25 protein-coding genes are annotated in these 25,997 nt (G+C 70.5%); 17 read left to right on the forward strand and 8 right to left on the reverse strand.

All coding sequences use genetic code 11. The features are described 5' to 3' along the window. Positions 1–28: 28 nt before the first annotated feature. The 3 genes from metK (at position 29) to ACWDSJ_RS16045 (ending at position 4,439) form a co-directional block, all read left to right on the forward strand. Complete coding sequence (gene metK, locus ACWDSJ_RS16035) at positions 29–1,243, forward strand: methionine adenosyltransferase (protein WP_387365583.1); 1,215 nt, start codon at positions 29–31, stop codon at positions 1,241–1,243. Further along, entirely contained in the window at positions 1,244–3,700 is a 2,457-nt protein-coding gene (locus ACWDSJ_RS16040) for a primosomal protein N' (protein WP_450032664.1), read from the forward strand. Between the two features lie 163 nt (positions 3,701–3,863). Beyond that, entirely contained in the window at positions 3,864–4,439 is a 576-nt protein-coding gene (locus ACWDSJ_RS16045; protein WP_387365589.1) for a dihydrofolate reductase family protein, read from the forward strand. Here ACWDSJ_RS16045 and ACWDSJ_RS16050 read toward each other — a convergent pair. After that, the gene (locus ACWDSJ_RS16050) at positions 4,421–5,131 is read right to left on the reverse strand and encodes a helix-turn-helix domain-containing protein (RefSeq protein WP_450032666.1); all 711 of its coding nucleotides are present in this window, start codon (positions 5,129–5,131) and stop codon (positions 4,421–4,423) included. The two genes, ACWDSJ_RS16045 and ACWDSJ_RS16050, sit on opposite strands and share 19 nt — an antisense overlap. Before the next feature lie 106 nt (positions 5,132–5,237). Continuing rightward, on the reverse strand, positions 5,238–5,879 hold the full coding sequence (locus ACWDSJ_RS16055; RefSeq protein ID WP_450032668.1) for a TetR/AcrR family transcriptional regulator: 642 nt from the start codon (positions 5,877–5,879) through the stop codon (positions 5,238–5,240). Positions 5,880–5,974: 95 nt separating this feature from the next. Between ACWDSJ_RS16055 and ACWDSJ_RS16060 the strand changes: the two genes are divergently transcribed. The 6 genes from ACWDSJ_RS16060 to ACWDSJ_RS16085 all read left to right on the forward strand — a co-directional run bounded on the left by ACWDSJ_RS16060 (position 5,975) and on the right by ACWDSJ_RS16085 (position 12,514). After that, the gene (locus tag ACWDSJ_RS16060) at positions 5,975–7,411 is read left to right on the forward strand and encodes a carotenoid oxygenase family protein (RefSeq protein ID WP_450032670.1); all 1,437 of its coding nucleotides are present in this window, start codon (positions 5,975–5,977) and stop codon (positions 7,409–7,411) included. A gap of 140 nt (positions 7,412–7,551) precedes the next feature. After that, on the forward strand, positions 7,552–8,208 hold the full coding sequence (locus tag ACWDSJ_RS16065; RefSeq protein WP_387365600.1) for a PadR family transcriptional regulator: 657 nt from the start codon (positions 7,552–7,554) through the stop codon (positions 8,206–8,208). Between the two features lie 63 nt (positions 8,209–8,271). Further along, on the forward strand, positions 8,272–9,279 hold the full coding sequence (locus ACWDSJ_RS16070) for an esterase/lipase family protein (RefSeq protein ID WP_450032672.1): 1,008 nt from the start codon (positions 8,272–8,274) through the stop codon (positions 9,277–9,279). Between the two features lie 54 nt (positions 9,280–9,333). Further along, the gene (gene def, locus ACWDSJ_RS16075; protein WP_450032674.1) at positions 9,334–9,897 is read left to right on the forward strand and encodes a peptide deformylase; all 564 of its coding nucleotides are present in this window, start codon (positions 9,334–9,336) and stop codon (positions 9,895–9,897) included. Then, positions 9,897–10,820, forward strand: a complete 924-nt coding sequence (gene fmt / locus ACWDSJ_RS16080; protein WP_450032676.1) for a methionyl-tRNA formyltransferase — start codon at positions 9,897–9,899, stop codon at positions 10,818–10,820. The genes def and fmt overlap by 1 nt, the downstream gene beginning before the upstream one ends. A gap of 383 nt (positions 10,821–11,203) precedes the next feature. Continuing rightward, positions 11,204–12,514 (forward strand): RsmB/NOP family class I SAM-dependent RNA methyltransferase, encoded by a 1,311-nt coding sequence (locus ACWDSJ_RS16085; RefSeq protein WP_450032678.1) that lies wholly within the window; start codon positions 11,204–11,206, stop codon positions 12,512–12,514. Positions 12,515–12,746: 232 nt separating this feature from the next. Here ACWDSJ_RS16085 and ACWDSJ_RS16090 read toward each other — a convergent pair whose 3' ends face one another. Then, on the reverse strand, positions 12,747–13,190 hold the full coding sequence (locus tag ACWDSJ_RS16090; RefSeq protein WP_387365615.1) for a MarR family winged helix-turn-helix transcriptional regulator: 444 nt from the start codon (positions 13,188–13,190) through the stop codon (positions 12,747–12,749). A gap of 51 nt (positions 13,191–13,241) precedes the next feature. On the opposite strand from ACWDSJ_RS16090, the gene ACWDSJ_RS16095 reads away from it, so the two are divergent. Continuing rightward, complete coding sequence (locus tag ACWDSJ_RS16095; protein WP_450032681.1) at positions 13,242–14,330, forward strand: FAD-dependent oxidoreductase; 1,089 nt, start codon at positions 13,242–13,244, stop codon at positions 14,328–14,330. Here the strand turns inward: ACWDSJ_RS16095 and ACWDSJ_RS16100 are convergent, their stop codons facing one another. After that, the gene (locus tag ACWDSJ_RS16100) at positions 14,331–15,185 is read right to left on the reverse strand and encodes an alpha/beta fold hydrolase (protein ID WP_450032683.1); all 855 of its coding nucleotides are present in this window, start codon (positions 15,183–15,185) and stop codon (positions 14,331–14,333) included. Between the two features lie 109 nt (positions 15,186–15,294). Between ACWDSJ_RS16100 and ACWDSJ_RS16105 the strand changes: the two genes are divergently transcribed. Genes ACWDSJ_RS16105 through ACWDSJ_RS16120 form a run of 4 tightly spaced genes read left to right on the forward strand, consistent with a single transcriptional unit; the run spans position 15,295 to position 20,090 of the window. Next, positions 15,295–16,572: a hypothetical protein gene (locus ACWDSJ_RS16105; RefSeq protein ID WP_450032685.1), complete on the forward strand. Its 1,278-nt coding sequence runs from the start codon at positions 15,295–15,297 to the stop codon at positions 16,570–16,572. A gap of 47 nt (positions 16,573–16,619) precedes the next feature. Next, entirely contained in the window at positions 16,620–18,962 is a 2,343-nt protein-coding gene (locus ACWDSJ_RS16110; protein WP_450032977.1) for a molybdopterin oxidoreductase family protein, read from the forward strand. Continuing rightward, positions 18,959–19,447, forward strand: coding sequence for a hypothetical protein (locus tag ACWDSJ_RS16115; RefSeq protein WP_450032687.1), 489 nt, complete (start codon positions 18,959–18,961; stop codon positions 19,445–19,447). Before ACWDSJ_RS16110 ends, ACWDSJ_RS16115 begins: the two co-directional genes overlap by 4 nt. Before the next feature lie 25 nt (positions 19,448–19,472). After that, positions 19,473–20,090 carry a PAS and ANTAR domain-containing protein gene (locus tag ACWDSJ_RS16120; protein ID WP_387365630.1) on the forward strand — a complete coding sequence of 206 codons (618 nt, stop codon included), beginning with the start codon at positions 19,473–19,475 and terminating at the stop codon, positions 20,088–20,090. Here ACWDSJ_RS16120 and ACWDSJ_RS16125 read toward each other — a convergent pair. From ACWDSJ_RS16125 to ACWDSJ_RS16135, 3 genes are all read right to left on the reverse strand, one after another. After that, on the reverse strand, positions 20,087–22,156 hold the full coding sequence (locus ACWDSJ_RS16125; RefSeq protein WP_450032689.1) for an NAD(+) synthase: 2,070 nt from the start codon (positions 22,154–22,156) through the stop codon (positions 20,087–20,089). The genes ACWDSJ_RS16120 and ACWDSJ_RS16125 overlap by 4 nt on opposite strands. A gap of 95 nt (positions 22,157–22,251) precedes the next feature. Next, positions 22,252–23,169 carry an RNA polymerase sigma factor SigF gene (locus tag ACWDSJ_RS16130; RefSeq protein ID WP_450032691.1) on the reverse strand — a complete coding sequence of 306 codons (918 nt, stop codon included), beginning with the start codon at positions 23,167–23,169 and terminating at the stop codon, positions 22,252–22,254. Next, positions 23,169–23,591 (reverse strand): anti-sigma factor, encoded by a 423-nt coding sequence (locus tag ACWDSJ_RS16135; RefSeq protein ID WP_387365639.1) that lies wholly within the window; start codon positions 23,589–23,591, stop codon positions 23,169–23,171. Before ACWDSJ_RS16135 ends, ACWDSJ_RS16130 begins: the two co-directional genes overlap by 1 nt. A 131-nt stretch (positions 23,592–23,722) precedes the next feature. On the opposite strand from ACWDSJ_RS16135, the gene rpe reads away from it, so the two are divergent. Then, complete coding sequence (gene rpe, locus ACWDSJ_RS16140; RefSeq protein ID WP_387366182.1) at positions 23,723–24,373, forward strand: ribulose-phosphate 3-epimerase; 651 nt, start codon at positions 23,723–23,725, stop codon at positions 24,371–24,373. A 22-nt stretch (positions 24,374–24,395) separates the two neighbouring features. Here the strand turns inward: rpe and ACWDSJ_RS16145 are convergent, their stop codons facing one another. Then, positions 24,396–24,866 (reverse strand): hypothetical protein, encoded by a 471-nt coding sequence (locus ACWDSJ_RS16145; protein ID WP_450032693.1) that lies wholly within the window; start codon positions 24,864–24,866, stop codon positions 24,396–24,398. Between the two features lie 110 nt (positions 24,867–24,976). Between ACWDSJ_RS16145 and ACWDSJ_RS16150 the strand changes: the two genes are divergently transcribed. Continuing rightward, entirely contained in the window at positions 24,977–25,240 is a 264-nt protein-coding gene (locus ACWDSJ_RS16150) for a hypothetical protein (RefSeq protein ID WP_450032695.1), read from the forward strand. Positions 25,241–25,337: 97 nt separating this feature from the next. Next, the gene (locus ACWDSJ_RS16155) at positions 25,338–25,943 is read left to right on the forward strand and encodes a riboflavin synthase (RefSeq protein ID WP_450032697.1); all 606 of its coding nucleotides are present in this window, start codon (positions 25,338–25,340) and stop codon (positions 25,941–25,943) included. Positions 25,944–25,997 lie beyond the last annotated feature (54 nt).

Consider the following 25,997-nt stretch of genomic DNA (forward strand, 5'->3'; position numbering starts at 1 on the left):
GAAACCCGTTGAGGGAGAGGGATTAACTGTGCGCACGTTCGGTGGTCGGCTTTTCACGAGTGAATCCGTGACCGAGGGGCATCCCGACAAGATCTGTGATGCCATCAGCGATTCCATCCTCGACGCACTGCTCGAGCAGGACCCGCGCAGCCGCGTCGCGGTGGAGACCCTGGTGACCACGGGCCAGGTCCATGTGGCCGGCGAGGTCACCACATCGGCGTACGCCGACATCCCGACGATCGTGCGCGAGAAGGTGCTCGAGATCGGCTACGACTCCTCGGCCAAGGGCTTCGACGGCGCGTCCTGCGGCGTGAACGTCGCCATCGGCGCGCAGTCGCCGGATATCGCTCAGGGCGTGGACACTTCGCACGAGGCGCGCGTCGGCGGTTCCGACGACGAGATCGAGCGTCAGGGCGCGGGCGACCAGGGCCTGATGTTCGGCTACGCCACCCGCGAGACCCCCGAGCTCATGCCGCTGCCGATCGCGTTGGCGCATCGCCTGTCCCGGCGACTGACCGAGGTCCGCAAGTCCGGTGTGCTGCCCTACCTGCGCCCCGACGGCAAGACCCAGGTCACCATCGAATACGACGGCGCGCGGCCGGTGCGGCTGGACACCGTGGTGCTGTCCACCCAGCACGCCGCGGACATCGATCTGGACAATCTGCTCGCCCCCGACATCCGCGAGAAGGTCGTGGATTCGGTGCTCGCCGAGCTGAATCTGCCGGAGCCGCTGGACACTTCGGACATCCGCCTGCTGGTCAACCCGACCGGCAAATTCGTGCTCGGCGGCCCGATGGGCGACGCGGGCCTGACCGGTCGCAAGATCATCGTCGACACCTACGGCGGCATGGCCCGCCACGGCGGCGGCGCGTTCTCGGGCAAGGATCCGTCGAAGGTCGACCGCTCGGCCGCCTACGCCATGCGCTGGGTCGCCAAGAACGTGGTCGCCGCGGAACTGGCCGACCGCGCCGAGGTGCAGGTCGCCTACGCCATCGGCAAGGCCGCGCCCGTCGGCCTGTTCGTCGAGACCTTCGGCACCGAAAAGGTCGATCCCGCAAAGATTTCCGCGGCCCTGACCGAGGTCTTCGATCTGCGTCCCGGCGCGATCATCCGCGACCTGGACCTGCTGCGCCCGATCTACGCCAAGACCGCGGCCTACGGCCACTTCGGCCGCACCGATGTCGACCTCCCCTGGGAGCGCACCGACCGCGCGGACAAGCTGCGCGCGGCCGTCGGGCTGTAATTGGCCGAGCCGGAACCGGAGACGGCGGCGGTCGCGCGCCCCATCGCGCGCGTCCTGCCGCTGCTCGAACCGGCCCACCTCGACCGGGATTTCGATTACCTGGTCCCTCCGAACCTGGACGCCCTCGCCCAACCCGGCGTGCGCGTCCGGGTTCGGTTCTCGGGTCGGCTGATCGACGGATTCGTTCTCGAACGCCTCGAGAAGTCCGACCACACCGGCAAACTCGTGCGCCTCGAGCGCGTCGTCTCCGGCGAGCGGGTTCTGACCCCGGAGATCCTCCGGTTGGTCGAGGCCGTCGCCGCCCGATACGCGGGGACGCGTGCGGATGTGCTGCGGTTGGCCATTCCGCCGCGGCACGCGAAGGCCGAGGCGAAACCGGTTGCGGCCGAATCGGTTTCGAAGGCGGTCGATCGGGCCGAAGGTCCGGAGGCCGCGAATGCGGTTGCTGGTTCGGAAGCTTCGGATGCGTCCTCGGCGTCGGGGGAGCAGGCCGAACCGGGGGAGGCGATCAGCGCGACGGGTGATGGTCCGGTGTCCCCGAAAGTGGCTGCCGCCGCGGCGTTTTCGGAGGCTTCGTCAGGGTCGGGGGAGCACGGCGAGGCGGCGTATTCGGGGCGCGGGGCGGATGCCGAGTCCGTCTCCGACGGGCCTCCCGGCTCCGGAGAGCAGGTCGCGACGGCGGACCTGAACGATACGGCGGGCGCTACTCCCGGGGACTCGGAAGCCGTTGTGCGCATGGCGGTTTCGGAGGGGTCCCCGGAATCGGGGGAGCAGGTGGGCGCGGGTTCGCGCTTCCCCGGATGGGCGAAGTACCGGCATGCCGAATCGTTCCTGACGGCCTTGGGGCAGGGGCGGGGGCCGCGGGCGGCGTGGCAGGCGGTGCCGGGGGAGGAGTGGGCGCGACGGCTGGCCGAGGTGGCGGCGGTGGTGGCCGAGGGCGGGCGCAGCGCGATCGTGGTGGTGCCGGATCAGCGTGATCTGGATCGGGTGCTGGCGGCGTGCGCGGAGGTTGTGGGGGAGGGCGTGGCGGGGCTGGCCGCGGGTTTGGGGCCCTCGGCGCGATACCGGCGTTGGCTGTCGGTGTTGCGCGGGGAGGCGCGGGTCGTCGTCGGCACGCGCAGCGCGGTGTTCGCGCCCGCGCGGGATCTGGGTCTGATCGCGATCTGGGACGACGGCGACGACATGTACGCCGAGCCCCGCTCGCCGTATCCGCACGCCCGTGAGGTCGCCATGCTGCGGGCACACGAGACCGGCGCGGCCTTCCTGGCGGCCGGATTCTCCCGCACGGCCGAGATCCAGGCCGTCGTCGAATCCGGTTGGGCCCACAACCTTCTCGCCGACCGCGCCGTCATCCGCGAGCACATGCCCCGCATCAGCGTCCCCGGCGACACCGATATCGCACTGGAACGCGACCCGGTCGCCCGCGCCGTCCGCATCCCCGGCGTCGCGTTCACCGCCGCCCGCAAGGCCCTCGCGGCAGGCGAACCCGTCCTCGTCCAGGTCCCCCGCCGCGGCTACGTCCCCGCCCTCTCCTGCGCCAAATGCCGCACCCCCGCCCGCTGCCGCCACTGCAACGGCCCCTTGGCCCTCCCCGACAACGCCTCGAAAGCCACTGCGCCACAAAGCCGTTCGCGTGACCGACATGATGGTGCCGCCCGATCCGACAGCGTGCCGCCGCACGAGATCGCGCACAGCCCGAGCTGTCGGTGGTGTGGCAAGACCGAGGCGGCGTTCCGGTGCGGGACGTGCGGCTCCCGGGCGCTGCGGGCCGTCGTGATCGGGGCCGCTCGCACGGCCGAGGAATTGGGCCGGGCGTTTCCCGGCGTGCCGATCCGCGGGTCCGGGGGCTCGGCGGTGTTGGATTCGGTGCCGGAGGGGCCGCAGGTGGTCGTCGCGACGATCGGGGCCGAACCCACCGCGCCCGGCGGTTACGGGGTCGCGCTGCTCCTCGACGGGTGGGCGCTGCTCGGGCGGGCCGATCTGCGGGCCGCCGAGGACGCGCTGCGGCGCTGGATGTCGGCGGCCGCCCTGGTGCGCTCGACGGGGCAGGTGATCGTCATGGCCGATCCGGCCGTTCCGACCGTGCAGGCCCTCGTGCGCTGGGATCCCGTGGGCCACGCGGACTTCGAGCTCGCCGCCCGCACCGAGGTCCGCTTCCCGCCCGCGGTCCGCCTGGCCGCCGTCGACGGCACCGCCGACTCCATCGCCGAATTGCTCGGGGAGGCAACGCTTCCCGCCGAGGTGGAGATCCTCGGTCCCGTCCCGCTGCCGCCGGGTGCCCGAAAACCGTTCTCCTCCGGCGATTCTCCCGCCGAGGTCGAGCGCATGATCCTGCGCGCCCCCCGGTCCGCTGGCAATGCCCTGTCCCGCACCCTCACCGCCGCCCAGGCCGTCCGCAGCACCCACCGCTCCGACGATCCCCTGCGCGTCCAGATCGACCCGATCGATATCGGCTGACCACCGCGTCGGCCTCCCGCACCGAGCCCCGCCCGCAGCGCCGGGTGCGCCCGGTCCGACCACATCCGGGACACCCTCGATATCGTGTCGGTTTCGTCCAAGACGTCGCTGGCTGGGCCCCGTAGGCTTCCGACCACCGACAACGAGGACGAGGAGAGATTCGGTGACACGGGAACTGGTCTGGACGGGCTTCATGACGCTGGACGGCGTGGTCGACTCGCCGGGCGGCAAGGTCGAGGGCCACCGCAGCGGCGGCTGGGTGATGGAGACCGAATTCGTGCCGGAGGCGTTCGCGCTCAAGGGCGAGGAACTCGCCGACACGACCGCACTGCTGTTCGGCCGCCGCAGCTACGAGGCGTTCGCCCCGATCTGGCGCGATTCGGCGGACCACGTCGACTACAAGGACCTGCCCAAGTACGTGGTCTCGACCGGACTCACCGACGACGACCTCGTCGACGGCTGGGGACCGACCACGATCCTGCGCTCGACCGAGGACGTCGCGAAGCTGAAGCAGGGCGACGGCGGCGGCATCTTCATCCACGGCAGCGCCGAACTGGCCCGGCGTCTGGCCGACGCCGACCTGATCGACCGCTACAACCTGCTGGTGTTCCCGGTGCTGCTGGGCGCGGGCAAGAGCGTGTTCAGCCGGGCCGATCGCGACAAACAGCAACTGCGCCTGCGGGATTCGGCGTCCTACGCCAACGGGGTGACCAAACTCGTCTACGAGGTGGCGCGCTGACGTAGATCGAGTGCGATCGCGCCCTCGACTCCCGCGCGGAGTTGCCGCGAGGTACGCCCGACGAATCGCCGCAGCGCCCGCGCGAGATGCGGCGCGTCGTAGTACCCGAGCGTATCGATCACGGTGTCCTCGCCCGCGCCCGAACTCAACAGGGTGGCGGCCGTGCGGGCCCGCTCGATCTGCCGCACCGCGCCGCGGGTGAGTCCCGTCGCGGCGCGGAAGCGGCGCTCGAGGGTTCGCTCGGTGACCGGCGGGCGATGTCCCCGCACCACGTCGGCGACCAGCCCGTCGCGCACCACGACCCCGGACCGGACGAGCCGGGCGACGAGCGCCTCCGCGTCATCGGGACCCGGTGTCTCCCAACGGCTTCCGTCCAACCAGAATTTCCGCTCCGTCACCTCCGGCAGCACGATCCCCGTGTCGACCAGACTCGGCGCGGCCACTCCGCGCAGCGAGGTGCCGACCGCGAACTGGATACCGACGAACGACGCGCCCTCCGGGACGGGTGCGGTCGCGGTACGGCTCTCGGGACCGGTGACGGCCGCGCCCGCCACGCCGTCCTGCTCCCAGAACACCAGCCCCCACGTCTCGGTCGCCACCGAGGTCATCTCCGCCACCCGCTCACTGCGGCACGTCCACACCTCGGCGACCCACGGCGAATCCGACGCCCGCGCCGCCAACAGCAGTCCCACCGCGCCATCCTAAGCGGCCTGTGCCCGCGGCGAGGCCACACGCCGCGACCGAACACTCAGGGGCGACGATCAACGCGCGCAGCGGCGAGGCGACCCACCCTGAGATTCAGCCGGTGATGGCCGCCGCGGCTCGCGCCAGCGACTCCTCGACATGCGCGCGGTCGGCGCCCATGCCGACCAGGATGTCCATCGTGGCGGGTAGCAGCACCTGTGTGACGGCTCGGCCGTCGGCGCCGAGGTTGCCCGACAGCTCCAGCAGCACCACGCCGTGGATGAGGCCCCACAGGCGCGCCGCCACCTCGCGGGCCGAGCCGGTGTGGATATGGCCCTCGGCGATCATGCGCTCGACCACGGCCACCAACTGTTCGAAGGTCTCCGCCCCGACCGCGTCGGTCACCGGGGCCGCGACGAAATCGCAAGGCGCGCCGCCGTTTTCGGATGCGGGCGACAGGCCGAACATGAGGAGATAGCGTTGCGGATTGGCCAGCGCGTACTGCCGATACGCGTATCCCATCACCAGGAAATCGGCCACCGGATCGTCGCTCGGCGGCCGCGCGCCCAGGGCGGCGCCGAAGCGCGCGAAGGCCTCGGCCACGATCGCGCCCAGCAATTCGGTCATGCCGCCGAAATGCGTGTACACCGCCATCGTCGACGCGCCGACCGCCGCGGCCACCCGCCGCGTCTGCAATGCCTGGGGGCCGTCGGACTCCAGCAGGTCGATCCCCGCCTCGATCAACCGTTCACGCATCCCCGCTCCGGATCGGGAACTCACCATTGCCACACCTCCATAACGGCGTTATTCTAGCTCATATAACACCGTTATTCCTCGTCTTGGGGGTCCCCATGGGCAATCGCTATCTCTCGGGCTTGTTCGCTCCGATCGAGCACGAGCACACACTCACCGATCTGAAGGTCACCGGAACCATTCCCGACCACCTCGACGGCCGGTACCTGCGCAACGGCCCCAACCCGGTGGGCGAACTCGATCCGGCCGTGTACCACTGGTTCGTCGGCGACGGCATGGTGCACGGCGTCCGCCTGCGCGACGGCCGCGCCGAGTGGTACCGCAACCGCTGGGTGCGCGGCCCGGTCACCGCCCGCGCGCTCGGCGAGGGGGCCGTGCCCGGGACGGAGGCGGTCGGGGGTCCGGGCGCCAATACCAATGTCATCGGCCACGCCGGGCGCACGTTCGCCCTGATCGAGGCGGGTCAGCCCAACTACGAGCTGTCCGAGGAACTCGACACGATCGGCGTCTGCGATTTCGACGGCACGATCACCGGCGGCTACACCGCCCACCCCAAGCGCGACCCGGAAACCGGTGAGCTGCACGCGGTTTCGTATTCGTTCCAGCGCGGCAACAAGGTGCAGTACTCGGTCATCGGCGCCGACGGCCGCGCCCGGCGCACGGTCGATATCGAGGTCGGCGGCTCGCCGATGATGCACGACTTCTCGCTCACCGAGAACTACGTCGTCTTCTACGATCTGCCGGTCACCTTCGACGCGCGCCAGGCGGTGGCGATGACCGTGCCGCGCGCGCTGCGGCTGCCCGCGCGACTGGTGTTGTCGGCTTTGGTCGGTCGCGTGCCCATCCCGAATCCGCCCGCGGCACGGCAGAATTCGGTCTCGCCCGATCGGCGCATGCCCTATCGCTGGGATCCGAAGTATCCGGCGCGGCTGGGCGTCATGCCGCGGTCGGGCGGCAACGCCGACGTGCGCTGGTTCGACATCGAGCCGTGCTACGTCTTCCACCCCATGAACGCCTACGAGGACGGCGAGACCCTCGTGCTCGACGTGGTCCGCTACCAGACGATGTTCGCCACCGACTTCACCGGCCCCAACGAGGGCTTGCCGACCCTGGACCGCTGGGAGGTCGACCTCGCGGCGGGCAAGGTCCGCCAGGGTGTGCTCGACGATCGGCCGCAGGAGTTCCCGCGCGTCGACGAGCGGCTGACGGGTCGGCGCCATCGCTACGGATACGCGCCCGCGGTGGGGACGGGCGTGGCGAGCGGTCCGCGGCTCTACAAGCACGACTTCGTCGGCGGCGGCGCACTCGTCCGCGAGTTCGGCCCCGGAAAAGCCTTGGGCGAGTTCGTCTTCCAGCCCTCCGCCCCCGACGCGGCCGAGGACGACGGCGTGCTCATGGGCTTCGTCTACGACGCCGCCACCGACACCAGCGATCTGGCCATCCTCGACGCGGCGACCCTCGACGACGTCGCCCGCGTGCACCTGCCGCACCGCGTGCCCGCGGGCTTCCACGGGAACTGGGTGTCCGCCGCCTGAGGCGTCACGGCCAGTCAGCGCCTCGCTGGCCCTGGACGACCCAGCCGGTCGGTTCGTGTCCGGCCTCACACTTGTCGAAGATGCATTGCCGATATATCGTCGATGCTGTCAACGTAAGAACAAGCCTGAGGAGGCTGGCCATGGAAAACATGGAGAACATGAACGCACGCGGCCGCTGGCGTGGCCGCGGACCGGGTCGCGAGCAGTTCGGACCCGAACAGTTCCACCGTCACCCGCGGGGCCCGCGCGGCTTCGGCCCGGGGTTCGGGCCGTTCGGTCCCGACTTCGGACCGGGCTTCGGTCCCGGGGGTGGCCACTTCGGCCGCGGGCGCGGCCGGGGCGGTCGGGGTCGGCGCGGCGACGTCCGCGCGGCGATCCTGCTGCTGCTCCAGGAGCGTCCGATGCACGGCTACGAGCTGATCCAGCGGATCCGCGAGCGCAGCGACGATGTCTGGCGTCCCAGTCCGGGATCGATTTATCCGGCATTGTCACAACTCGAGGACGAAGGGCTGGTGCTCATCGAGAAGGTCTCGGGCCGCAAGACCGCCAAGCTGACCGACGAGGGCGTCACCTACGTGCGCGAGCACGCCGACGAACTCGGCGATCCCTGGCAGGAGGTCCGCGACGGAATCGGTGATCAGGCACTGGATCTGCGCGAACTCGTCGGACAGTTGATGGGCGCGGTCGCTCAGGTGGCCCGCGCGGGCACGCCGGAGCAGGCGGCCAAGGCGGCCGAGGTGCTCACCGAGGCCCGGCGCGCGCTGTACCGGATCCTGGCCGACGACGAGCAAAAGTAACGGTTTCGAAATGGTTTGGCCGAGCACGGAATTCCGCGACCGCGAATGCGGGATGATCGTGAAATGGCACGACCCGGGGGCGGATTCGCTCGAGGTATCTCACAATGGCGGCACGCGGTGGTCGCGGGCGGGGCGGCGTGCGCACTGGTATTCGGTGCCGGTGCGCCCGCTTTCGCCGATGCGGGCGCCGACGTCTCGGTGCCTACCGAGGCGGGTCCGCCGCAGTCGGAGCATCTGACCGCGTCCTGGTATCTCAAGGCCCACCCCGACACCGCGCCCTTGGGCGCTAACGACTTCGGGTGCGCCCCGACCGCCGAGCATCCCTATCCGGTCGTGCTCGCGCACGGCACCGACGCCTCGGCCTATTCCGACTGGTCGGCCGTCTCACCCCAGCTGAAGGACGCCGGATTCTGTGTCTTCGCACCGAATTACGGCGGCAAGCCCGGCGCGACGAGCTACGGCACCCAGGACGTGTGGCAGTCGGCGCGCCAGATCGGCGATTTCGTCGACGAGGTGCTGGCCGCGACGGGTGCGAAGAAGGTCGATCTGGTCGGATTCTCCCAGGGCGCCAACGTCACTCGCTACTACGTCGACAAGCTCGGCGGCGCGGACAAGGTCGACCAGTGGGTCGGCATGGCCTCGCCCTCCTACGGCGGCGTCATGTACGGGCTGGTGCCGGTGGCCGACGCGGTGCCGGGGCTGTGGCCGGTGTTCGAGAAGGTCACCTCGATCGCGGCGGTGCAGCAGGCCCAGGGCGCGCCGTTCATGGTGGCGCTCAACGCCGGTGGCGACACCGTCGCGGGACCGCATTACACCACCATCGGCAGCCGGGTCGACGAGATCATCCAGCCCTTCGGCAATATCGCGCTGCACGGGCCCAACGCGACCAATCTGGTGTTGCAGGATCTGTGCCCCGTCGACCTGACCGGGCACTTCCACATCGTCTACGACCCGTTCGCGCAGCGGCTGATGCTCAATGTCCTCGACCCCGAACACGCCGTCGAACCGGTGTGTCAGGCGGTGCCGCTCGGGACCGGTATTCCGGAGGTCGTGCTGGGCGCGCACTCCTGATCGGGGACGTCCGTAAAATAGGACGTCCGTATCCGATCGCCCGGGGAGTTTCTCGTGACCGTCCAGCCCGTTCGCCTGTTCGGCGATCCCGTCCTGCGCGCCCGTGCCGACGAGGTCACGACCTTCGACAGGGAACTGCGTCAGCTGGTGACCGACCTGACCGATACGATGCACGCCAGCGGAGGCGTCGGCATGGCCGGACCGCAGATCGGCGTCGGACTGCGGGTCTTCGTCTACGACACCGGTGACGCGGCCGGGCATCTGGTCAATCCGAGTTACGAGGTGCTGGGCGCGGAGGAGCAGACCGGTCCGGAGGGCTGCCTGTCGATTCCGGGCCTGCGCTACGACGTCACCCGCGCGCTGCGGGTGCGGGCGCGCGGACTCGACAGTGCCGGGGCCGCAGTCGAATTCGAGGCCGAGGGACTGCTGGCGCGCTGTGTCCAACACGAGACCGATCATCTCGACGGGGTGCTGTACCTGGACCGTCTGAATGCGGCGACACGAAAGGAGGCGATGCGCGCGGTGCGCGAATCGGAGTGGTTCACCACGGGCAAGACGGTGATGCCGGCCGCGGAAGTGGCCGCCACGAAGGCCGCTGCGGCGGAGCGGAGCAGCTGATGCGCCTGGTCTTCGCGGGCACGCCCGAACCGGCGGTGCCCTCGCTGCGGCGGTTGCTGGACTCGTCGCGGCACGAGGTGGTCGCGGTGGTCACCCGGCCCGACGCGGTGGCGGGCCGCGGCCGCAAGGTGACCCGTTCGCCCATCGGGCGACTCGCCGACGAGCGCGGCATCCCGGTCCTCACCCCGCGCAAGCCCTCGGAACCGGACTTCGTCGCCCGGCTGACCGAGCTGGCCCCCGACTGCTGCCCGGTGGTCGCCTACGGCGCGCTGCTGCCCCAGCCGGTGCTCGACATCCCGCGGCACGGCTGGGTGAATCTGCACTTCTCGCTGCTGCCCGCCTGGCGCGGCGCGGCCCCCGTGCAGGCGGCGATCGCGGCCGGGGACGAGATCACCGGCGCCTCCACCTTCCGCATCGAGGCCGGGCTCGACACCGGTCCCGTCTTCGGCGTGGTCACCGAGAAGATCGCGGTCACCGACACCGCCGGAACCCTGCTCGACCGGCTCGCCGAAACCGGTGCGCGCCTGCTGGAATCGACGCTCGACGGCATCGAGGACGGCACCGTGCACGCCGAACCCCAGCCGACCGAGGGCGTCTCCTACGCCCCGAAGGTCGACCCGGCCGCCGGGCACATCCGCTGGGACCAGCCCGCCCTCGCCGTCCATCGCCGCATCCGCGCGGTGACCCCCGCACCGGGGGCGTGGACCCTGGTCGACGGCAAACGCCTCAAGGTCGCCCCGGTCGAACTGGTCGAGGAGACCCTCCCCGAACGCGTCGTCGAGGTCCGCAAATCCGGCGTCTACGTCGGCACCACCACCACCGCCGTCCGCCTCACCGAGGTCCAGCCCGAGGGCAAACGCATGATGCCCGCCCTCGACTGGGCCCGCGGCGCCCGCCTGGAGCCCGGCGCGGTGGTCGAGTGAGCCCCGCCGATCGGGGGCGACGCGACGAATCACAGCCGAGATCGGCTGGCGCGCAGCGGAATTCGGCCGACGGCCGTGGAGTGTCCGGGCGGTCGGCGCGCGTGCGGGGTACCGATCCCGGATCCGCCGCGGATCGCCGTGCCGACGGGCCGCGGGGGGACTCGGGCGCGAATCGGCCCGAAGGGTCGGGTCGAGGCTCGGACTCGGGTCCGAATGGATCGGGCCGGGGTGAGCGTGGTCGATCCGGTGCGGGCCGTCGCGCGGACGGGCCGCGCCGCGAGGGCGGCCGGGGTGAGGGGGCGGGGCCGCGTCGGGGTCGCGGACGGGGCGAGGGTGCCGGGAAGGGGCGGCGGAACGACGCCGATCCGGATCCGGTCCGGGCGGTGGCGCGGGATCTGCTGCGGGTGGTGCGGGAGCGGGATGCCTACGCGAACCTGGTGTTGCCCAAGATGATTCGCGATCGCGGGCTGTCCGGGCGGGATGCGGCGTTCGCCACCGAACTGGGGTACGGGGCCTGTCGGTCGCTCGGGTTCCTGGACGCGGTGATCGAGGCGGGGGCGGGGCGCGCGGTCGAGGAGATCGACGGGCCGTTGCTGGACGTGCTGCGGCTCGGGGCGTATCAGATTCTGCGGACCCGGGTGGGGGCGCACGCCGCCGTGGACACCTCGGTGGCGCTGGCGCGGGCCGAATTCGGCCAGGGGCGGGCGGGATTCGTGAACGCCGTGCTGCGCCGGGTCGCCGAGCGCGGACCGGACGAGTGGGTGGAACGGCTCGCGCCGCCGGATCCCGTGGGGCACTTGGCCTTCGAATACGCCCACCCGACGTGGATCGCGCAGGCGTTCGCCGACGCGCTGGGCGCGCGGGCGGGGGAGCTGCGCGAGCTGCTCGCCGCCGACGACGAGCGCCCGGCCGTGCATCTGGTGGCGCGGCCCGGCGAGATCACCGCCGAGGAGCTGGCCCTGGTGACCGGTGGCGAGGAGGGCCGCTGGTCCCCGTACGCGGTCTACCTCGACGGCGGCGATCCGGGCAAGCTCGAACCCGTGCGCGAGGGCATGGCCGCGGTGCAGGACGAGGGCAGTCAACTGGTCGCGCTGGCGCTGACCCGCGCTCCGCTGCTGGGCCCCGACACGGGCCGCTGGCTCGACCTGTGCGCCGGACCGGGCGGGAAGGCGGCGCTGCTCGGCGCGCTCGCCGATATCGACGGCTACCACCTCGACGCGGTCGAACAGGCCGCGCACCGCGCCGAACTCGTGCGCACCGCCACGCGCGGGCTGCCGGTGACCGTGCACGTCACCGACGGCCGGGCCAGCGGTCTCGCCCCCGGCTACGACCGCATCCTGGTCGACGCCCCCTGCACGGGCCTGGGCGCGCTGCGGCGGCGGCCGGAGGCGCGCTGGCGGCGCACCCCCGCCGACGTCCGCGATCTCACCGTGCTGCAACGCGAATTGCTCGGCGCCGCATGGGGTTTGCTGCGGCCGGGCGGTGTGGTGGTCTACTCGACCTGCTCGCCGCACCTGCCCGAGACGGTCGCGGTGGTGGGCGATCTGGTCCGCCGCGCCGACGCCGAACAGCTCGACGCCCGCGAACTGCTCCCCGGCGTCACCGACGTCGGCGACGGACCGGCCGCCCAGCTGTGGCCGCACCGGCACGGCACGGACGCCATGTTCCTGGCCGCCCTGCGCAAGCCGCGCTGAGGAACCTCGCAGCGCCTCGTAACCTGTTGTCCACTCGGCCCGTGCATGCTCGGGCCTTCCACTCGATCGAAGGTGAGGCAGACAATGGAACTTCTGGACGTGGTCGCGACGATCTTCAGCACGGCCCTGCAAGCGCTGAGCGGCAGCGCGGCCTGACGGCCCTTTCCCTCGGTTCTTCCGTAGCGCGGTGTGCCCCCGGGCGCACCGCGCTTCGCCGTTTCAGGGGCACCCGCTACGCCCGCTCCTCGGCGTGGGCGATGAAGCGGCCCAACAGGTCGTGCAGCTGTTCGCGCTCGGCGGGGGACAGGGGCGCGAGCAGATCGGCGACCACGGCGTCGGCGGTGGCCGTGGCCGCGAGCAGGCGGTCCCGGCCCGCGTCCGTGATGTGGACGGCGTAACTGCGCCGGTCGCGATCGTCGCGGCGGCGTTCGGCCAGACCCTGCTTCTCCAGCTCGTCGATGATGTAAACCATCGACGACTTGTCGAGCTGGAGCTGATCGACCAGGGCGCGCTGACTGAGCGGACCGTTCTCGGCGAGCCGGGTGAGCACGCCCAGATGCCGCAGTTCCACGCCGTGGTCGCGCAGCGCCCGATTGGTCGCCGAACGGGCGTAGCGATGGGCCAGATACAGCTGCCCGCCGATCCGGGCGCCGAGCCGAGCCGAGGAATCGTCCACCGGATTATTATGGCCGAGGACAAATCGTCTTAAAACAGATAATCTGAAGGCGTGAATATTGTTGTCGCCGGAGCCGGTCTCGCGGGCTCCCTGCTGGCCCAGGGATTGAGCCGGGCCGGAATCGATGTCACCGTCTTCGAACGCGAACCGGCCGAGCGCGACGCGCAGGGGTATCGCATCCACATCGACCAGCCGGGCGATCTCGCCCTGCGCGAACTCCTGCCCTCGGAGCTGTACGACCGGGTGCTCGCCACGGCGGGCAGGCGCGGCTCGGGCGTGCGCGTGCTGGATCCGGGCCTGCGCGTCGTTCAGGAGTTCCTGGTTCCGGAGACCGCGGACGAGGCGGTGTCCGGACGGCATCTGACCGTCGACCGTTCGACCCTGCGGCGCATCCTGCTCACCGGGCTGACGGTGCGCTACGCGGCGCCCTTCCAGCGCTACGAGGTGCTCGACACGGGCCGGGTGCGGGCCTGGTTCGGGGACGGTACGGAGATCGACGCCGATCTGCTGGTGGGCGCGGACGGCACCCATTCGCGGGTGCGCGCCCAACTGCTGCCGCACGCCGAGGTGGTGGAGACCGGGCAGACCGAGATCTACGGCCGCACCGCGCTGACCGAGGAGGCGCGCGCCCTCACCCCGCCCGCCGCGCTGGACGGATTCTGCACCGTGGTCGGCGACGACGGGCGCTTCGTGCCGGTGGCCGCCCACGAATTCCTTTCCGGCGGTTCGGATTACGTGATGTGGGTGGTGGTCGCGCCGGCCGAGCGGTTCCCGGCCGGTCTCGAGCGGGCCGACGGGGCCGAGCTGCGCCGGATCGCGGCCGACACCGTGCGCGACTGGCATCCGAATCTCGGCGCGCTCATCCGCCTCGGCGATCCGGACAGCGTCGCCCGCACCACGATCCGCACCGCGAAACCGTTGTCGCCGTGGGAATCCGGGCCCGTAACCGTAATGGGCGACGCGGCGCACACCATGGTGCCCGCCGGGATCAGCGCGGCCGTCGCCCTGCGCGACGCGGCCGAGCTGTGCCGCCGGATTCTCGCCGAACCCGGTGCGCTGGTGGCGGCGGTGCACGACTACGAGGGTGCGATGCTCCGCTACGGATTCGAGGCGGTCGCGGCCTCGCAGCGGCGAACCTGATTACGGCGCAGGGCGTTCCAGCCACGCCAGCAGCGCCGCGGTGACCTCGGCGGGCCGCTGTTCCATCACGTAGTGGTCCGCTCCGGCGACGCGGGTGAGGGTGGCGTCCGGGAGCCGGTGGGCCAGATCCTCGCCGATCGCGAAGGGGCAGGCGGTATCCCGATCGCCCCAGACGACCGCGGCGGGGCAGCGGATGCCGGACAGGTCGGCGAGCTGTGAGCGCGGCCGGACGCTGTAGCCCGCGAAGTAGTCGGCATAGCGCTCGCGTCCGGCCCGGGTATCCAGCCAGCCGATGTAGTCCTCGACCTCGGCGGCGGTGAACGCCCCTTGGCGCACATAGCGTTTCAGCATCCGGCGGTGCGCGCCCCCGAGCGGGAGCGACACCAGCACCCGACGCCGGGCGGGCCGCCGCGCCAGCGCGCTCAGCGCGCCGAACAGCGCGTAGTACGGTGCGGGAAAGGTACGGTGCGCTCGCGAGTTCAGGATCGCCAGGCGGCGTACCCGATTCGGTTGCGCCACCGCGAAACCCAGTGCGAGATAACCGCCGTAGTCGTGGGCCGCGATATCGGCCCGCTCGATGCCGAGCGCGTCGAGCAGCGCGGGCAGCAACGCCACCTCGGAGTCGTACTCGCACGTCGCACCGGGCGGCCGCGCGGACTCACCCCAGCCGAACCAGTCCGGCGCGATCACCCGCCGGGTCGCGGCGAGCGCGTCGATCTGTCGCCGCCAGCACCGGTGATTCTGCGGGTACCCGTGCAGCAGCACCAACGGTTCACCCGTCCCGCGCTCGAGATAACGAAGACGCGCCCCCGCCACGGTCGTACCGCGCAGCCCCGAACCCCGGGTTTCGGTCATGACCCCAGGGTTACCCTACTGTCCGGTTCCGTAACATTCGGGGTGGGCAAATCGTATTGTCTCTGCGACGACGTCGGTGTCCGGTCGATGTTCGGTGTTTCGAGGAGACATGTTGTACCGCCTGAATGACATCGACTGCGTCAGCGCGCGCGGTCATGCCGCCCTGGGGGGAGCGCTGGCGATCCACGCGGTGTGGCGCTACGACCGTGCGGCGAATATCGCGCAATTGGAACAGTTCCACGCGGCATTGCGTCGCGGCCGGCTCCGCCGAGTGGTCGAACCCGCCCGCATTCCCGCGGCCGGTGACACCTGGAGCGGCGCGGGCGAATTCGCGCCCATCGAGATCGCGCCCCGGCCGATCCCGCGCGTCGAACTCGACGCCTGGGTGGCCGAACGGAGCCGCGCCGAATTGCGGACCTACGGCGGCCCGGCGTGGCGGCTGGCCGTGGTCGACCTCGACGACGGCGGCAGCGCGGTATCGCTGCTCGCCTCGCACACCATCGCCGACGGCCGCGGGTTCTGCGACGCCCTGGTGGCCGCCGTCGCCGACGAGGACCACGAATTCGACTGGGCCACAACAGATCAGGGACCGGTGCGTCGTCTGTTCGCCGATCTCGGCGCGACGGCGAGACGGATACGTCCCGTCCTGGCCGCCGTGGTGCTCGGCGCGCGGCTCGCCGCGACCGGCCGCGGCGAACCCCGGCCCGCCCGCGAGGACGGCTTCGAACTGCCGACCGTCGACGCGACGATCCCCGCCGACCTCTGGCACGCCGCCGCCAAGGCGCGGCACGGCACCTCCACCACCCTCGCCGTCGCCGTCATGGCCGCGCTCGCGACCGAGGTCGGCCGCGTCGACGACCAGGGCCACGCGCGAATCATGATGCCGGTCAGCACCCGCACCGCCGACGACGAACGCGCCAACGCCCTCGGCTCGATCGATTTCGCGGTCGAGGGCGTGCCCGACGACCTGGCCCCGCTGCGCGCCCTGATCAAGGAGAAGCTGTCCGCCGAGCAGACCATGCCCCCGCTCATCCCCATCGCGGTGGCGCTGCCGCGCGGCCTGTACGGCGAACTCGCCCGCCGGGCCGCCACCGACCCCACCCGCACGGTCTGCTCGAATCTCGGCACCGTGGACCCGCGCATCCTCGACATCGACGGCAGCGCGGCCTCCTCGATCACCCTCGCGCTGATCAACCAGGGCCTGGACTCCCGCGCGATCGTCACCGCGCGCGGCGGCACCCTCTACGGCGTGTTCTTCGAGATCGACGGCGCGATCACGCTGCGCGTCAACGGTTTCCACCCGCCCGCCCTGGACACCACCGAACAACTCGGTGACCTGGTGCGCCGCGTCCTCGCCCGCTACGACCTCACCCCGGTCCTCCGCTAGCCGGGCGCAGGTTTCGTGACCGGGCGGTCGGGTAGCTCGACCACGTGATCGCCGAGGATCGAATCGCCGAACCCTGGGGTGAGCGCACACCGTACGGGCGGGGGGACGCCTGGCCCGACCGGGTGGACACCCATCTCGCCGACGGGGTCACCCCCGATGCCGTCGAGCGCTGGGTGCCGACCGCGTCGCTGCTGCACTCCAACGGCGACGCCATGGACATCGCGGTGGCCGACGGCCGCATGGTCGGGGTGCGCGGGCGCGCGAGCGATCGGGTGAACCGGGGACGGCTGGGCCCGAAGGATCTGTACGGCTGGCAGGCCAACGCCGCGCCGGACCGGCTGACCGCCCCGCTGATCCGCCGCGACGGCGAACTGGTCGAAACCGATTGGGAGACGGCCATGTCCGTGGTCGCCGAACGCACGCGGACGCTGCTCGACGAACGCGGTCCCGGCTCGATCGGCTTCTACACCACCGGCCAGCTGTTCCTCGAGGAGTACTACACCCTCGCCACCCTCGCCCGCGGCGGCATCGGCACCAACCATCTCGACGGCAACACCCGGCTGTGCACCGCGACGGCCGCCGAGGCGCTCAAGGAGTCCTTCGGCTGCGACGGCCAGCCCGGCAGCTTCGCCGATATCGACCACGCCGACGTCATCGCGCTGTTCGGCCACAATATGGCCGCCACCCAGACGGTGTCCTGGTCGCGCGTCCTGGACCGGCTCGCGGGACCGAATCCGCCCGCGGTCGTCTGCGTCGACCCGCGCACCACCCCCGTGGCCCGCGCCGCGACCGTACATCTCGCGCCCCGGATCGGCACCAATCTCGCGCTGATGAACGGGCTGCTGCACGAGATCATCGAAAACGATTGGGTCGACCATGAATACGTGGCCGCGCACACCGTCGGCTTCGAGCAACTGAGCAAGCTGGTCGTGGACTATCCGCCCGAGCGGGTGGCCGAGATCTGTGACGTCCCCGTCGACGACATCCGCCACGCCGCGCGCCTGCTCGGCACGGCCGACCGCGTGCTGTCGACCGTGCTGCAAGGCTTCTACCAATCCCATCAGGCCACCGCGGCGGCCATACAGGTCAACAACATTCACCTGCTACGCGGCCTGCTCGGCCGCCCCGGCTGCGGCGTGCTCCAGATGAACGGGCAGCCGACCGCCCAGAACACCCGCGAATGCGGCGCGAACGGCGATCTGCCCGGCTTCCGGAACTGGGCCAACGACGAGCACGTGCGCGAACTGGCCGAGATCTGGAACGTCGACCCCGGCCACATCCCGCACTACTCCGCGCCGACCCATCTCATGCAGATCCTGCGCTATGTCGAGGACGGCTCGATCCGGTTCCTGTACGTCACCGGCACCAATCCGCTGGTGTCCCTTCCGGAACTGGAACGGGTACGCCGCATCCTGTCGCAGGATCGGCTGTTCCTCGTGGTCCAGGACATCTTCCTGTCCGAGACCGCGCGCCTGGCCGATGTCGTGCTGCCCGCGGCGACCTGGGGCGAGAAGTCCGGGACCTTCACCAATGCCGATCGGACCGTGCACCTTTCGGAGCAGGCGGTCGAACCGCCCGGCCTGGCCCGCTCCGATCTGGCCATCCTGCTCGACTACGCCGCGCGACTGGACCTGCGCGACAAGGACGGCGGCCCGCTGATCACCTGGCACACCCCCGAGGAGGCGTTCGAGGCGTGGAAGCGGTGCAGCGCCGGGCGGCCCTGCGACTACACCGGCATCACCTACGACGCGCTGCGCGGCGGCGGCATCCAATGGCCGTGCACGCCGGACCGACCCGAGGGCACCGAACGCCTCTACGCCGACGGCAGCTTCTGGGCGACGCCGGAGATGTGCGAGGGGTACGGCCGCGATCTGGTCACCGGCGCGCCCTGGTCCAAGGACGAGTACACCGCGTTCAACCCGGCGGGCAAGGGCATGATCCGGGCCGCGGACTACGCACCGCCGCACGAGACCACCTCGGCCGAGTACCCGTATCAGCTGACGACCGGCCGCACCCTCTACCACTTCCACACCCGCACCAAGACCGGCCGCGTCCCCCAGTTGCGCGCCGCCGCGCCGGAGGTGTGGGTGGAACTGGCCGAGGCCGACGCGCGCTCCCACGGCTGGTCCGAGGGCGATCTGCTGCGCGTCACCACCCCGCGCGGGCGGGTGCGAGCGCGCTTGCGCGTCACCGGAATTCGGCCCGGTACGGTGTTCCTGCCGTTCCACTACGGGTACTGGGACGAACCCGGCGGCTACCGACCCGACGGCGAGGACGGCCGCGCGGCCAACGAACTGACCCTCACCGACTGGGATCCGGTCTCCAAACAGCCGCTGTTCAAGGCCGGTGTGGCCGCGGTCGAGCGGATCGAGGCGGGGGATTCGCGATGAACAAACTCGCGCTCGTCATCCGGGATCTGCATCGCGCCGAGGGCGACCTCGCCGACGAACTGCTGCGCGTCTCCGACCGGCACAAGGCCGACCACGACATCTTCCACCTCGCCCGCGATCTCGCGGACTGGTCCCGGGCGCATCAGCGCGCGCTGACCCGCGCCGCCCGCCCGCGCGGCGTCCGGATATTCATGGAAACCGCACTGCCGCACAAGGTTTCGAGCGCGGTCCGGCAGCGGACCAGTGAACTGCTGGGCCGTCGGCACACGCCCGCGCTGTTGCTGCTGCGGGATCTGCGGACCGTGCACGCCAAGGCGGTGGTGGTGTCGCTGGACTGGGAGATCCTCGCCCAGTCCGCCCAGGCGACCGAGGACGCGGAACTGCTCGAACTCGCCACCCGCTGCCACGGCGAGACCCTGCGCCAGATGCAGTGGTCCAACGCGAAATTGAAGGAGAGCGCCGCGCAGGCGATCGCCACACCGTGAGCGTTCGCGGTGCCATACTCGGTCGGTGAGCGACTCCGCGGGCGTGGGCAGTTTCCGGTTCTGGTTCGCCGATCAGCGGTGGGAGTGGTCCGACGAGGTGGCGCGGATGCACGGCTACGAGCCGGGCACGGTCACCCCGACCACCGCCTTGATCCTCTCGCACAAGCATCCCGACGATCGGCCCGTGGTGGCGGATCTGCTCGCCGAATCGGTCCGGCGCGGCGAACCGTTCTCCAGCCGCCACCGCTTCATCGATACCGCGGGCCGCGAACACCAGGTGATCGTGGTGGCCGACCGGATGCTCGACGACACCGGCGCGGTCGTCGGCACCTCCGGCTACTACCTCGATCTCACCCCGACCCTCACCGAACATCGGCGCACCGTCGTCAACGAGACCCTCCCGGAACTGGTCGCCGCCCGCGCGGTCGTCGAACAGGCCAAGGGCGTGCTCATGCGGATCTACCGCATCCGCGCCGACCAGGCCCTGCGCATCCTGCAATGGCGTGCCGACGAGACCGGGGTCTCGCTGCACGCCCTGGCGGCCCAGTTGATCGCCGAACTCGACACGCTCGAGCCGCCCCCGCCCGGCGTGCAGAACGCCTTCGACCACCTGCTGCTCACCGTGCACCAGACCGGTCCCTAGGGAACGTTGCGCTGCAATTCGTCGAGCCAGGCCGTGGCCACCGCGTCGCTGGGCGCGCGCCAGTCGCCGCGCGGTGACAGCGAACCGCCCGAACCCACCTTCGGCGCGTTCGGAAGCGTCGAGCGCTTGAACTGGCTGGTCTGCACGAACCGCCGCAGGAACTCCGCGAGCCAGTGCTTGATCGTCGGCAGATCGTATTCGTGGTGGTCCTCGGGACGGATGAGATCCGGCCAGCGGCCGCGCGTGCGATCGGACCAGGCGTGCCGGGCCAGATACGCGATCCGGCTGGGCAGGTAACCGAAGCGCAGCAGGTAGTACAGGTGGAAGTCCTGTAACTCGTAGGGCCCGACGGTGGCCTCCGAACTCTGCCCCGGCTGCGCGGAATCGTCGTCGCTGTCGGCGTCCGAGGGCACGAGTTCGGGCGAGATCTCGGTCTCCAGAATCGAAGTCAGCACCTCGTTCGCGGCCTCGCCCAGCTCGCCGGTGTCGACCGCCCACGCGATGAGGTATTTGATCAGGGTCTTGGGCACCGAGGCGTTGACGCTGTAGTGCGCCATGTGGTCACCCACCCCGAAAGTGCACCAGCCCAAGGCCAATTCGCTCAGATCGCCGGTGCCCAGCACGAGCGCGTTGTGCTGGTTGGCCAGCCGGAACAGGTGCGAGGTGCGCTCCCCGGCCTGCACGTTCTCATACGTCACGTCGTACTGCGGAACCCCTTCGGCCGCAGGGTGTTCCAGGTCGCGCAGCATCTGCGTCGCCGACGGCCGGATATCGATCTCGCGGGCGGACACCCCGAGCGCGCGCATGAGCCGATGCGCGTCGTTGAGGGTGCGCTTGCTGGTCGCGAACCCGGGCATGGTGTAGGCCAGCACGTTCTCGCGCGGCAGCCCGAGCCGGTCCATCGTCTTGACCGCCACGATCAGGGCCAGCGTCGAATCCAGGCCGCCGGACACGCCGATCACCACCCGCTGCGCGCCGGTCGCCCCGAGCCGCGTGCTCAGCCCCTCCACCTGGATGTGGTGCACCTCGGCGCAGCGCTCGTTGCGTTTGGCCGGATTCGCGGGAACATAAGGGAACCGGGCGATCTCGCGGCGCAGCTCCACCGCGCCGGACGGCACCGGCAGATCGACCTCGATGCGGCGCAGACAGCTCAGCCGCTCGCGATGATCGTGGACATTGTCGGCGAAACTGGTCATCCGCAGCCGATCCGCCGCCAGGCGCCGCAGATCCAGATCGGCGGTCACCAGCTGCGGATGATCGGCGAACCGCTCACCCTCGGCCAGCAGATCGCCGTTCTCGCAGACCAGCGCCTGCCCGTCCCACGCCAGATCGGTCGTCGACTCCCCGTGTCCCGCGGCCGAATACAGGTAGGCGGCGATGAACTGCGCCGAATGCGCCGAGCACAGCTGCCGCCGATAGTCGGCCTTGCCGACGACGATATTGCTCGCCGACAGGTTCACCAGCACCGTCGCCCCGGCCAGCGCCGCGAAACCGCTGGGCGGCAACGGAACCCAGCCGTCCTCGCAGATCTCCAGATGGAAGACGAAGCCCTCCAGATTGCTCGCCACGAACAGCAGGTCCGCCCCGAACGGCACCCGCTGCCCGGCGATGGTGACGTGATCGTCGAGCACCTCGCGCGCGGCCGCGTACTGCCGCTTCTCGTAGAACTCGCGATAGTTCGGCAGATAGCTCTTGGGCACCGCGCCCAGCACCCGGCCGCGATGAATCACGATGCCGCAGTTGAACAATCGGCCCTGCGCGCGGATCGGCGCGCCGATCGCCAGCACGGTGTCCAGGTCGGCGCTCGCGGCGACGATCCGATCGATCGCGCGGCCCACGGCGTCGTCGAGCGCGTCTTGGTGGAACAGGTCGTCGGCGGTGTAACTGGACAGGCCCAGTTCGGGGAAGACCGTGAGCACCACCCCGTCCCCGGCGGCCCGCTCGGCCAGCCGCAGCGTCTGCTCGGCGTTGTAGTCCGGATCCGCGACCCGCATCGGGGGCACCGCCACCGCCACCCGCGCGAACCCGTGCCGATACAACGAATCGAACGGCAGCTCCTGCGCCACACCGACCCCTTTCCGTCCGGGTGAGGATAATGATCGCCGGGGAATCCGCCGGTGGGCCGGTCCCAGGTGATCATCTACTCGGGAATCTACTCGACCTACTCGCGGGCCGACTGTTCCCGCAGGCGGGCAAGGGTTTTGGCGAGGATGCGAGAGACGTGCATCTGGGAGATGCCCATGCGCTGGGCAATCTGGGTCTGGGTCATGGATTCGAAGAACCGCATGGTGAGGATGCGGCGCTCGCGTTCGGGCAGCCCGGCCAGCAGCGGGCGGATCGCGACGTACTCCTCCACGCGATCGAACTGCGACTCCTCCTCGCCGAGCGTGTCCAGCAGTGACGCCTCCGAATCGCGGCCCACCGAGACCGCGTCGATGGAGCTGGGCTGGTAGGCGTTGCCCGCGATGACGGCCTGGGTCACCTCGTCGGCGGAGATGCCCAACTCGGCGGCGATCTCCTTGGCGGTGGGGGAGCGGCCCAGCGACTGCGACAGCGCGTCGATGGCCGAACCGATCCGCAGGTGAGTCTCCTTGACGCGCCGCGGAACTCGCATAGCCCAGGTGTTGTCGCGGAAGTAGCGGCGAACCTCGCCCATGATCGTCGGCACGGCGAACGACAGGAAGTTCGAGCCGCGCGCGATGTCGAAGCGGTCCACCGCGTGCACGAGGCCGACCCGGGCGACCTGGGTCAGATCGTCGAACGGCTCGCCGCGGCCGCTGAACTTGCGCGCGATGTGATCGGCGAGCGGGATGCAGCGATGGATCAGTTCGGCGCGCAGCTCGGCGCGGCGCGGTTCGTCCTCGCCGACCCGGGCCAGCTGCTCGAAAAGCGCTGTGACGTCGTCGTATCCGGAGACCGATTCGGCGACCTCGTCGACCTCGTCGCTGTCGACGGCCTCGTTGTCGTCGGTGTCCTCGTCCGGCTCGGCGGCGGAGTTGTCCGCGGACTCCTTGCCCGGGGTCTCCTTGTCCGGCTCGGTGGCGCCGTGAGGGGTGGAAGCGGTGTTCTCCTCGGCCACTACGCCTTCCCCCGGACCCGCCGGAATTCCACGATCGTCGGATAGCCGGACACGTTCTCGTCGAAGCCCTCCTGCGTGGCGGCGATCTCGTCGGTGAGCGTGCGCAGCACGTGCCAGCCGAAGGCGTGCTCGTCGGGTAGGCCCTCGCGGGCGGCCACCCCGGCCACGCGGACCAGCAGATCCTTGTCGCCCACCGAGAATCGGCACTGCAACGTACTGTCGGGCGCGGCGATCGCGATCAGCGTGGAGCACGCCTCGTCGACGGCCAGCCGGATGTCGGCGACCTCGTCGAGGGTGAAATCGCTGAGCAGCACCAACGTTTCGGCGAGACCGCGCACGATCGGCAGCTGTGACACGGTCGCGGCGACGCCGATCTCCACCGGGGTGCCGCGCAACCCCTGTTCCGCCGAAGTATTGATCACCTGAAGAAGGCTACCCAAACCCCTGTCGCGTAATCGGGGTATCCCCTGCGATGCCCTGCGCGTGACCGGGCGTCGCTACACTCTGCGCCGTGTCCACCTCCTCGAACGCGCCCTTCCACCGGCCGTCGCCGATGATCGCCCCGTCCATCCTGTCCGCGGACTTCGCGCATCTGGCCGAGGAGGCCGACGCGGTCGCGGGCGCGGACTGGCTGCACGTCGACGTCATGGACAACCACTTCGTGCCGAACCTCACCCTCGGCCTGCCCGTGGTCCAGAGCCTGCTGAAGACCACCGACATCCCGCTGGACTGCCACCTCATGATCGAGGATCCGGGCCGCTGGGCGCCGCCCTACGCCGAGGCCGGGGCCTACAACGTGACCTTCCACGCCGAGGCGACCGACGATCCGGTCGCAGTGGCCCGCGACATCCGCGCGGCCGGGGCCAAGGCCGGACTCTCGGTCAAGCCGAAAACCCCTATCGAGCCGTACCTGCCGATCCTGCGCAATTTCGACACCCTGCTCGTGATGAGCGTCGAGCCCGGTTTCGGCGGGCAGTCGTTCATCGCCGACGTGCTCGACAAGGCGCGCACGGTCCGCCGCCTCGTCGACTCCGGCGAACTGCGCCTGGTCGTGGAGATCGACGGCGGCATCAATATGGACACCATCGAACAGGCCGCCGAGGCGGGCGTGGACTGCTTCGTCGCCGGGTCCGCGGTCTACGGCACCGACGATCCGGCGGCCACGGTCGAGAAGCTGCGCGAGAAGGTCGTCCAGGCGCGGTAGGCCGCGATCGCACCGAAACCCGTTAGCGCGCCGCGCTTTTCGGCGCGCCTACCGCCCGCAGGGCCTCCACGACGGCCTCCAGCGGCGGCACGGCGGCGGTGGTCTCGGGGGCGTGCACCCAGGTGCGGTAGCCGGTGCGCTCGTCGTCGGCCGACGGCAGCACCACCTGACTGCCCGCGCACGCGACGGTGGCGTAGAGGCGGAACAACTCGGCGGACACGGCCGCGGTCACCGCGCCGGGGCGGGCGGGACCGGTGATGAAGGTCCAGCGCCCCGCGCGCGGATGATGGACCACCGGCCCGGCGAGGTCGGCCTGCGTCAGGCGCTGATGTACCCGCTCGCCCAATTCGGCGGGCATGGTCACCGCGCAGTAGCGGGCGCCGATCTCGAGCAGGATGTGCCGGGTCGCGGGATCGATCGACGCGGGGAGGTGGAATTCACGGGAATATTGAACGCAACGAACCTCGAGTGTCGAATCGAGAAGCGTGCTCACGCTTACCCCCATCTGTTCGCCGCAGTTGTTGTTCGGAATCGACTCTATAACGATATTGCGTCTGCGTCTGTCGGAACGCAAGCATCGGGTGTAAACACGCCGTCGAGCGCGTGAACATCGAACGCCGCGAACGTAATTCGGGCAGTTCCTTCCGCGCGCCGCAATTCCCGCTCTACATGTTCCGACTGGTTGGGATCGTCGGATTTTCCGAATTGCCGTCACCGGAAATAGCCGGGTATTTCCTCGATCGCATTTCCTTTCGCCGCGCGATTCCCGACGAGCCGTCCGCTTCCCGCCCCGGTAACCGGAGCGCGGTCTCGAACGCGCCGCCGGGACGGCAGTCTGTCGCCTACGACCGCCCGTCGTTACGCTGAAGGGCACGTCGGCGCGGCGGGGAATAGGCCCGCCGGTTCGGGCTGTTGGCGCAAGCGGGAGCCCGGCGTGCCGGGCACGGTGACAGGAGAAGAGGGCATGTTCACAGGCATCGTCGAGGAGTTGGGGGAGATCGTCGCGCGCGAACCGCTCGCGGACTCGGCCCGGCTGACCATCCGCGGCAAGCTGGCCACCTCCGATGCCAAGCACGGCGACTCCATCGCCGTCAACGGCGTATGCCTGACCGTCGTCGACATCGTCGACGGCGACAGCTTCACCACCGACGTCATGGGCGAGACGCTCGCCCGGTCCAGCATCGGCGGGCTCGACGTCGGCTCCCGGGTCAATCTGGAACGGGCCGCCGCGGTCAACAGCCGCCTCGGCGGGCACATCGTCCAGGGACACGTCGACGGCACCGGCGTCGTCGTCGCGCGCACCCCCGCCGAGAACTGGGAGGTCGTGCGAATCTCGTTGCCGGACAACCTCGCTCGCTATGTCGTCGAGAAGGGCTCGATCACCGTCGACGGCATCTCGCTGACCGTGTCCGGCCTCGGCGCGGACGACGACGGCGACTGGCTCGAGGTCTCGCTCATCCCGACCACGCGCGAACTCACCACCCTCGGCGGCGCCCCGGTCGGCACGACCGTCAATCTCGAGGTGGACATCATCGCCAAGTACGTCGAGCGGCTGACACAACGCGGGTGATTCCCGCCGCGTCGGCGCACAGGCCCACGCCGTAGTGTTGAGGGGCACCGAATT

It is taken from the genome of Nocardia sp. NPDC003482, assembly GCF_053588115.1.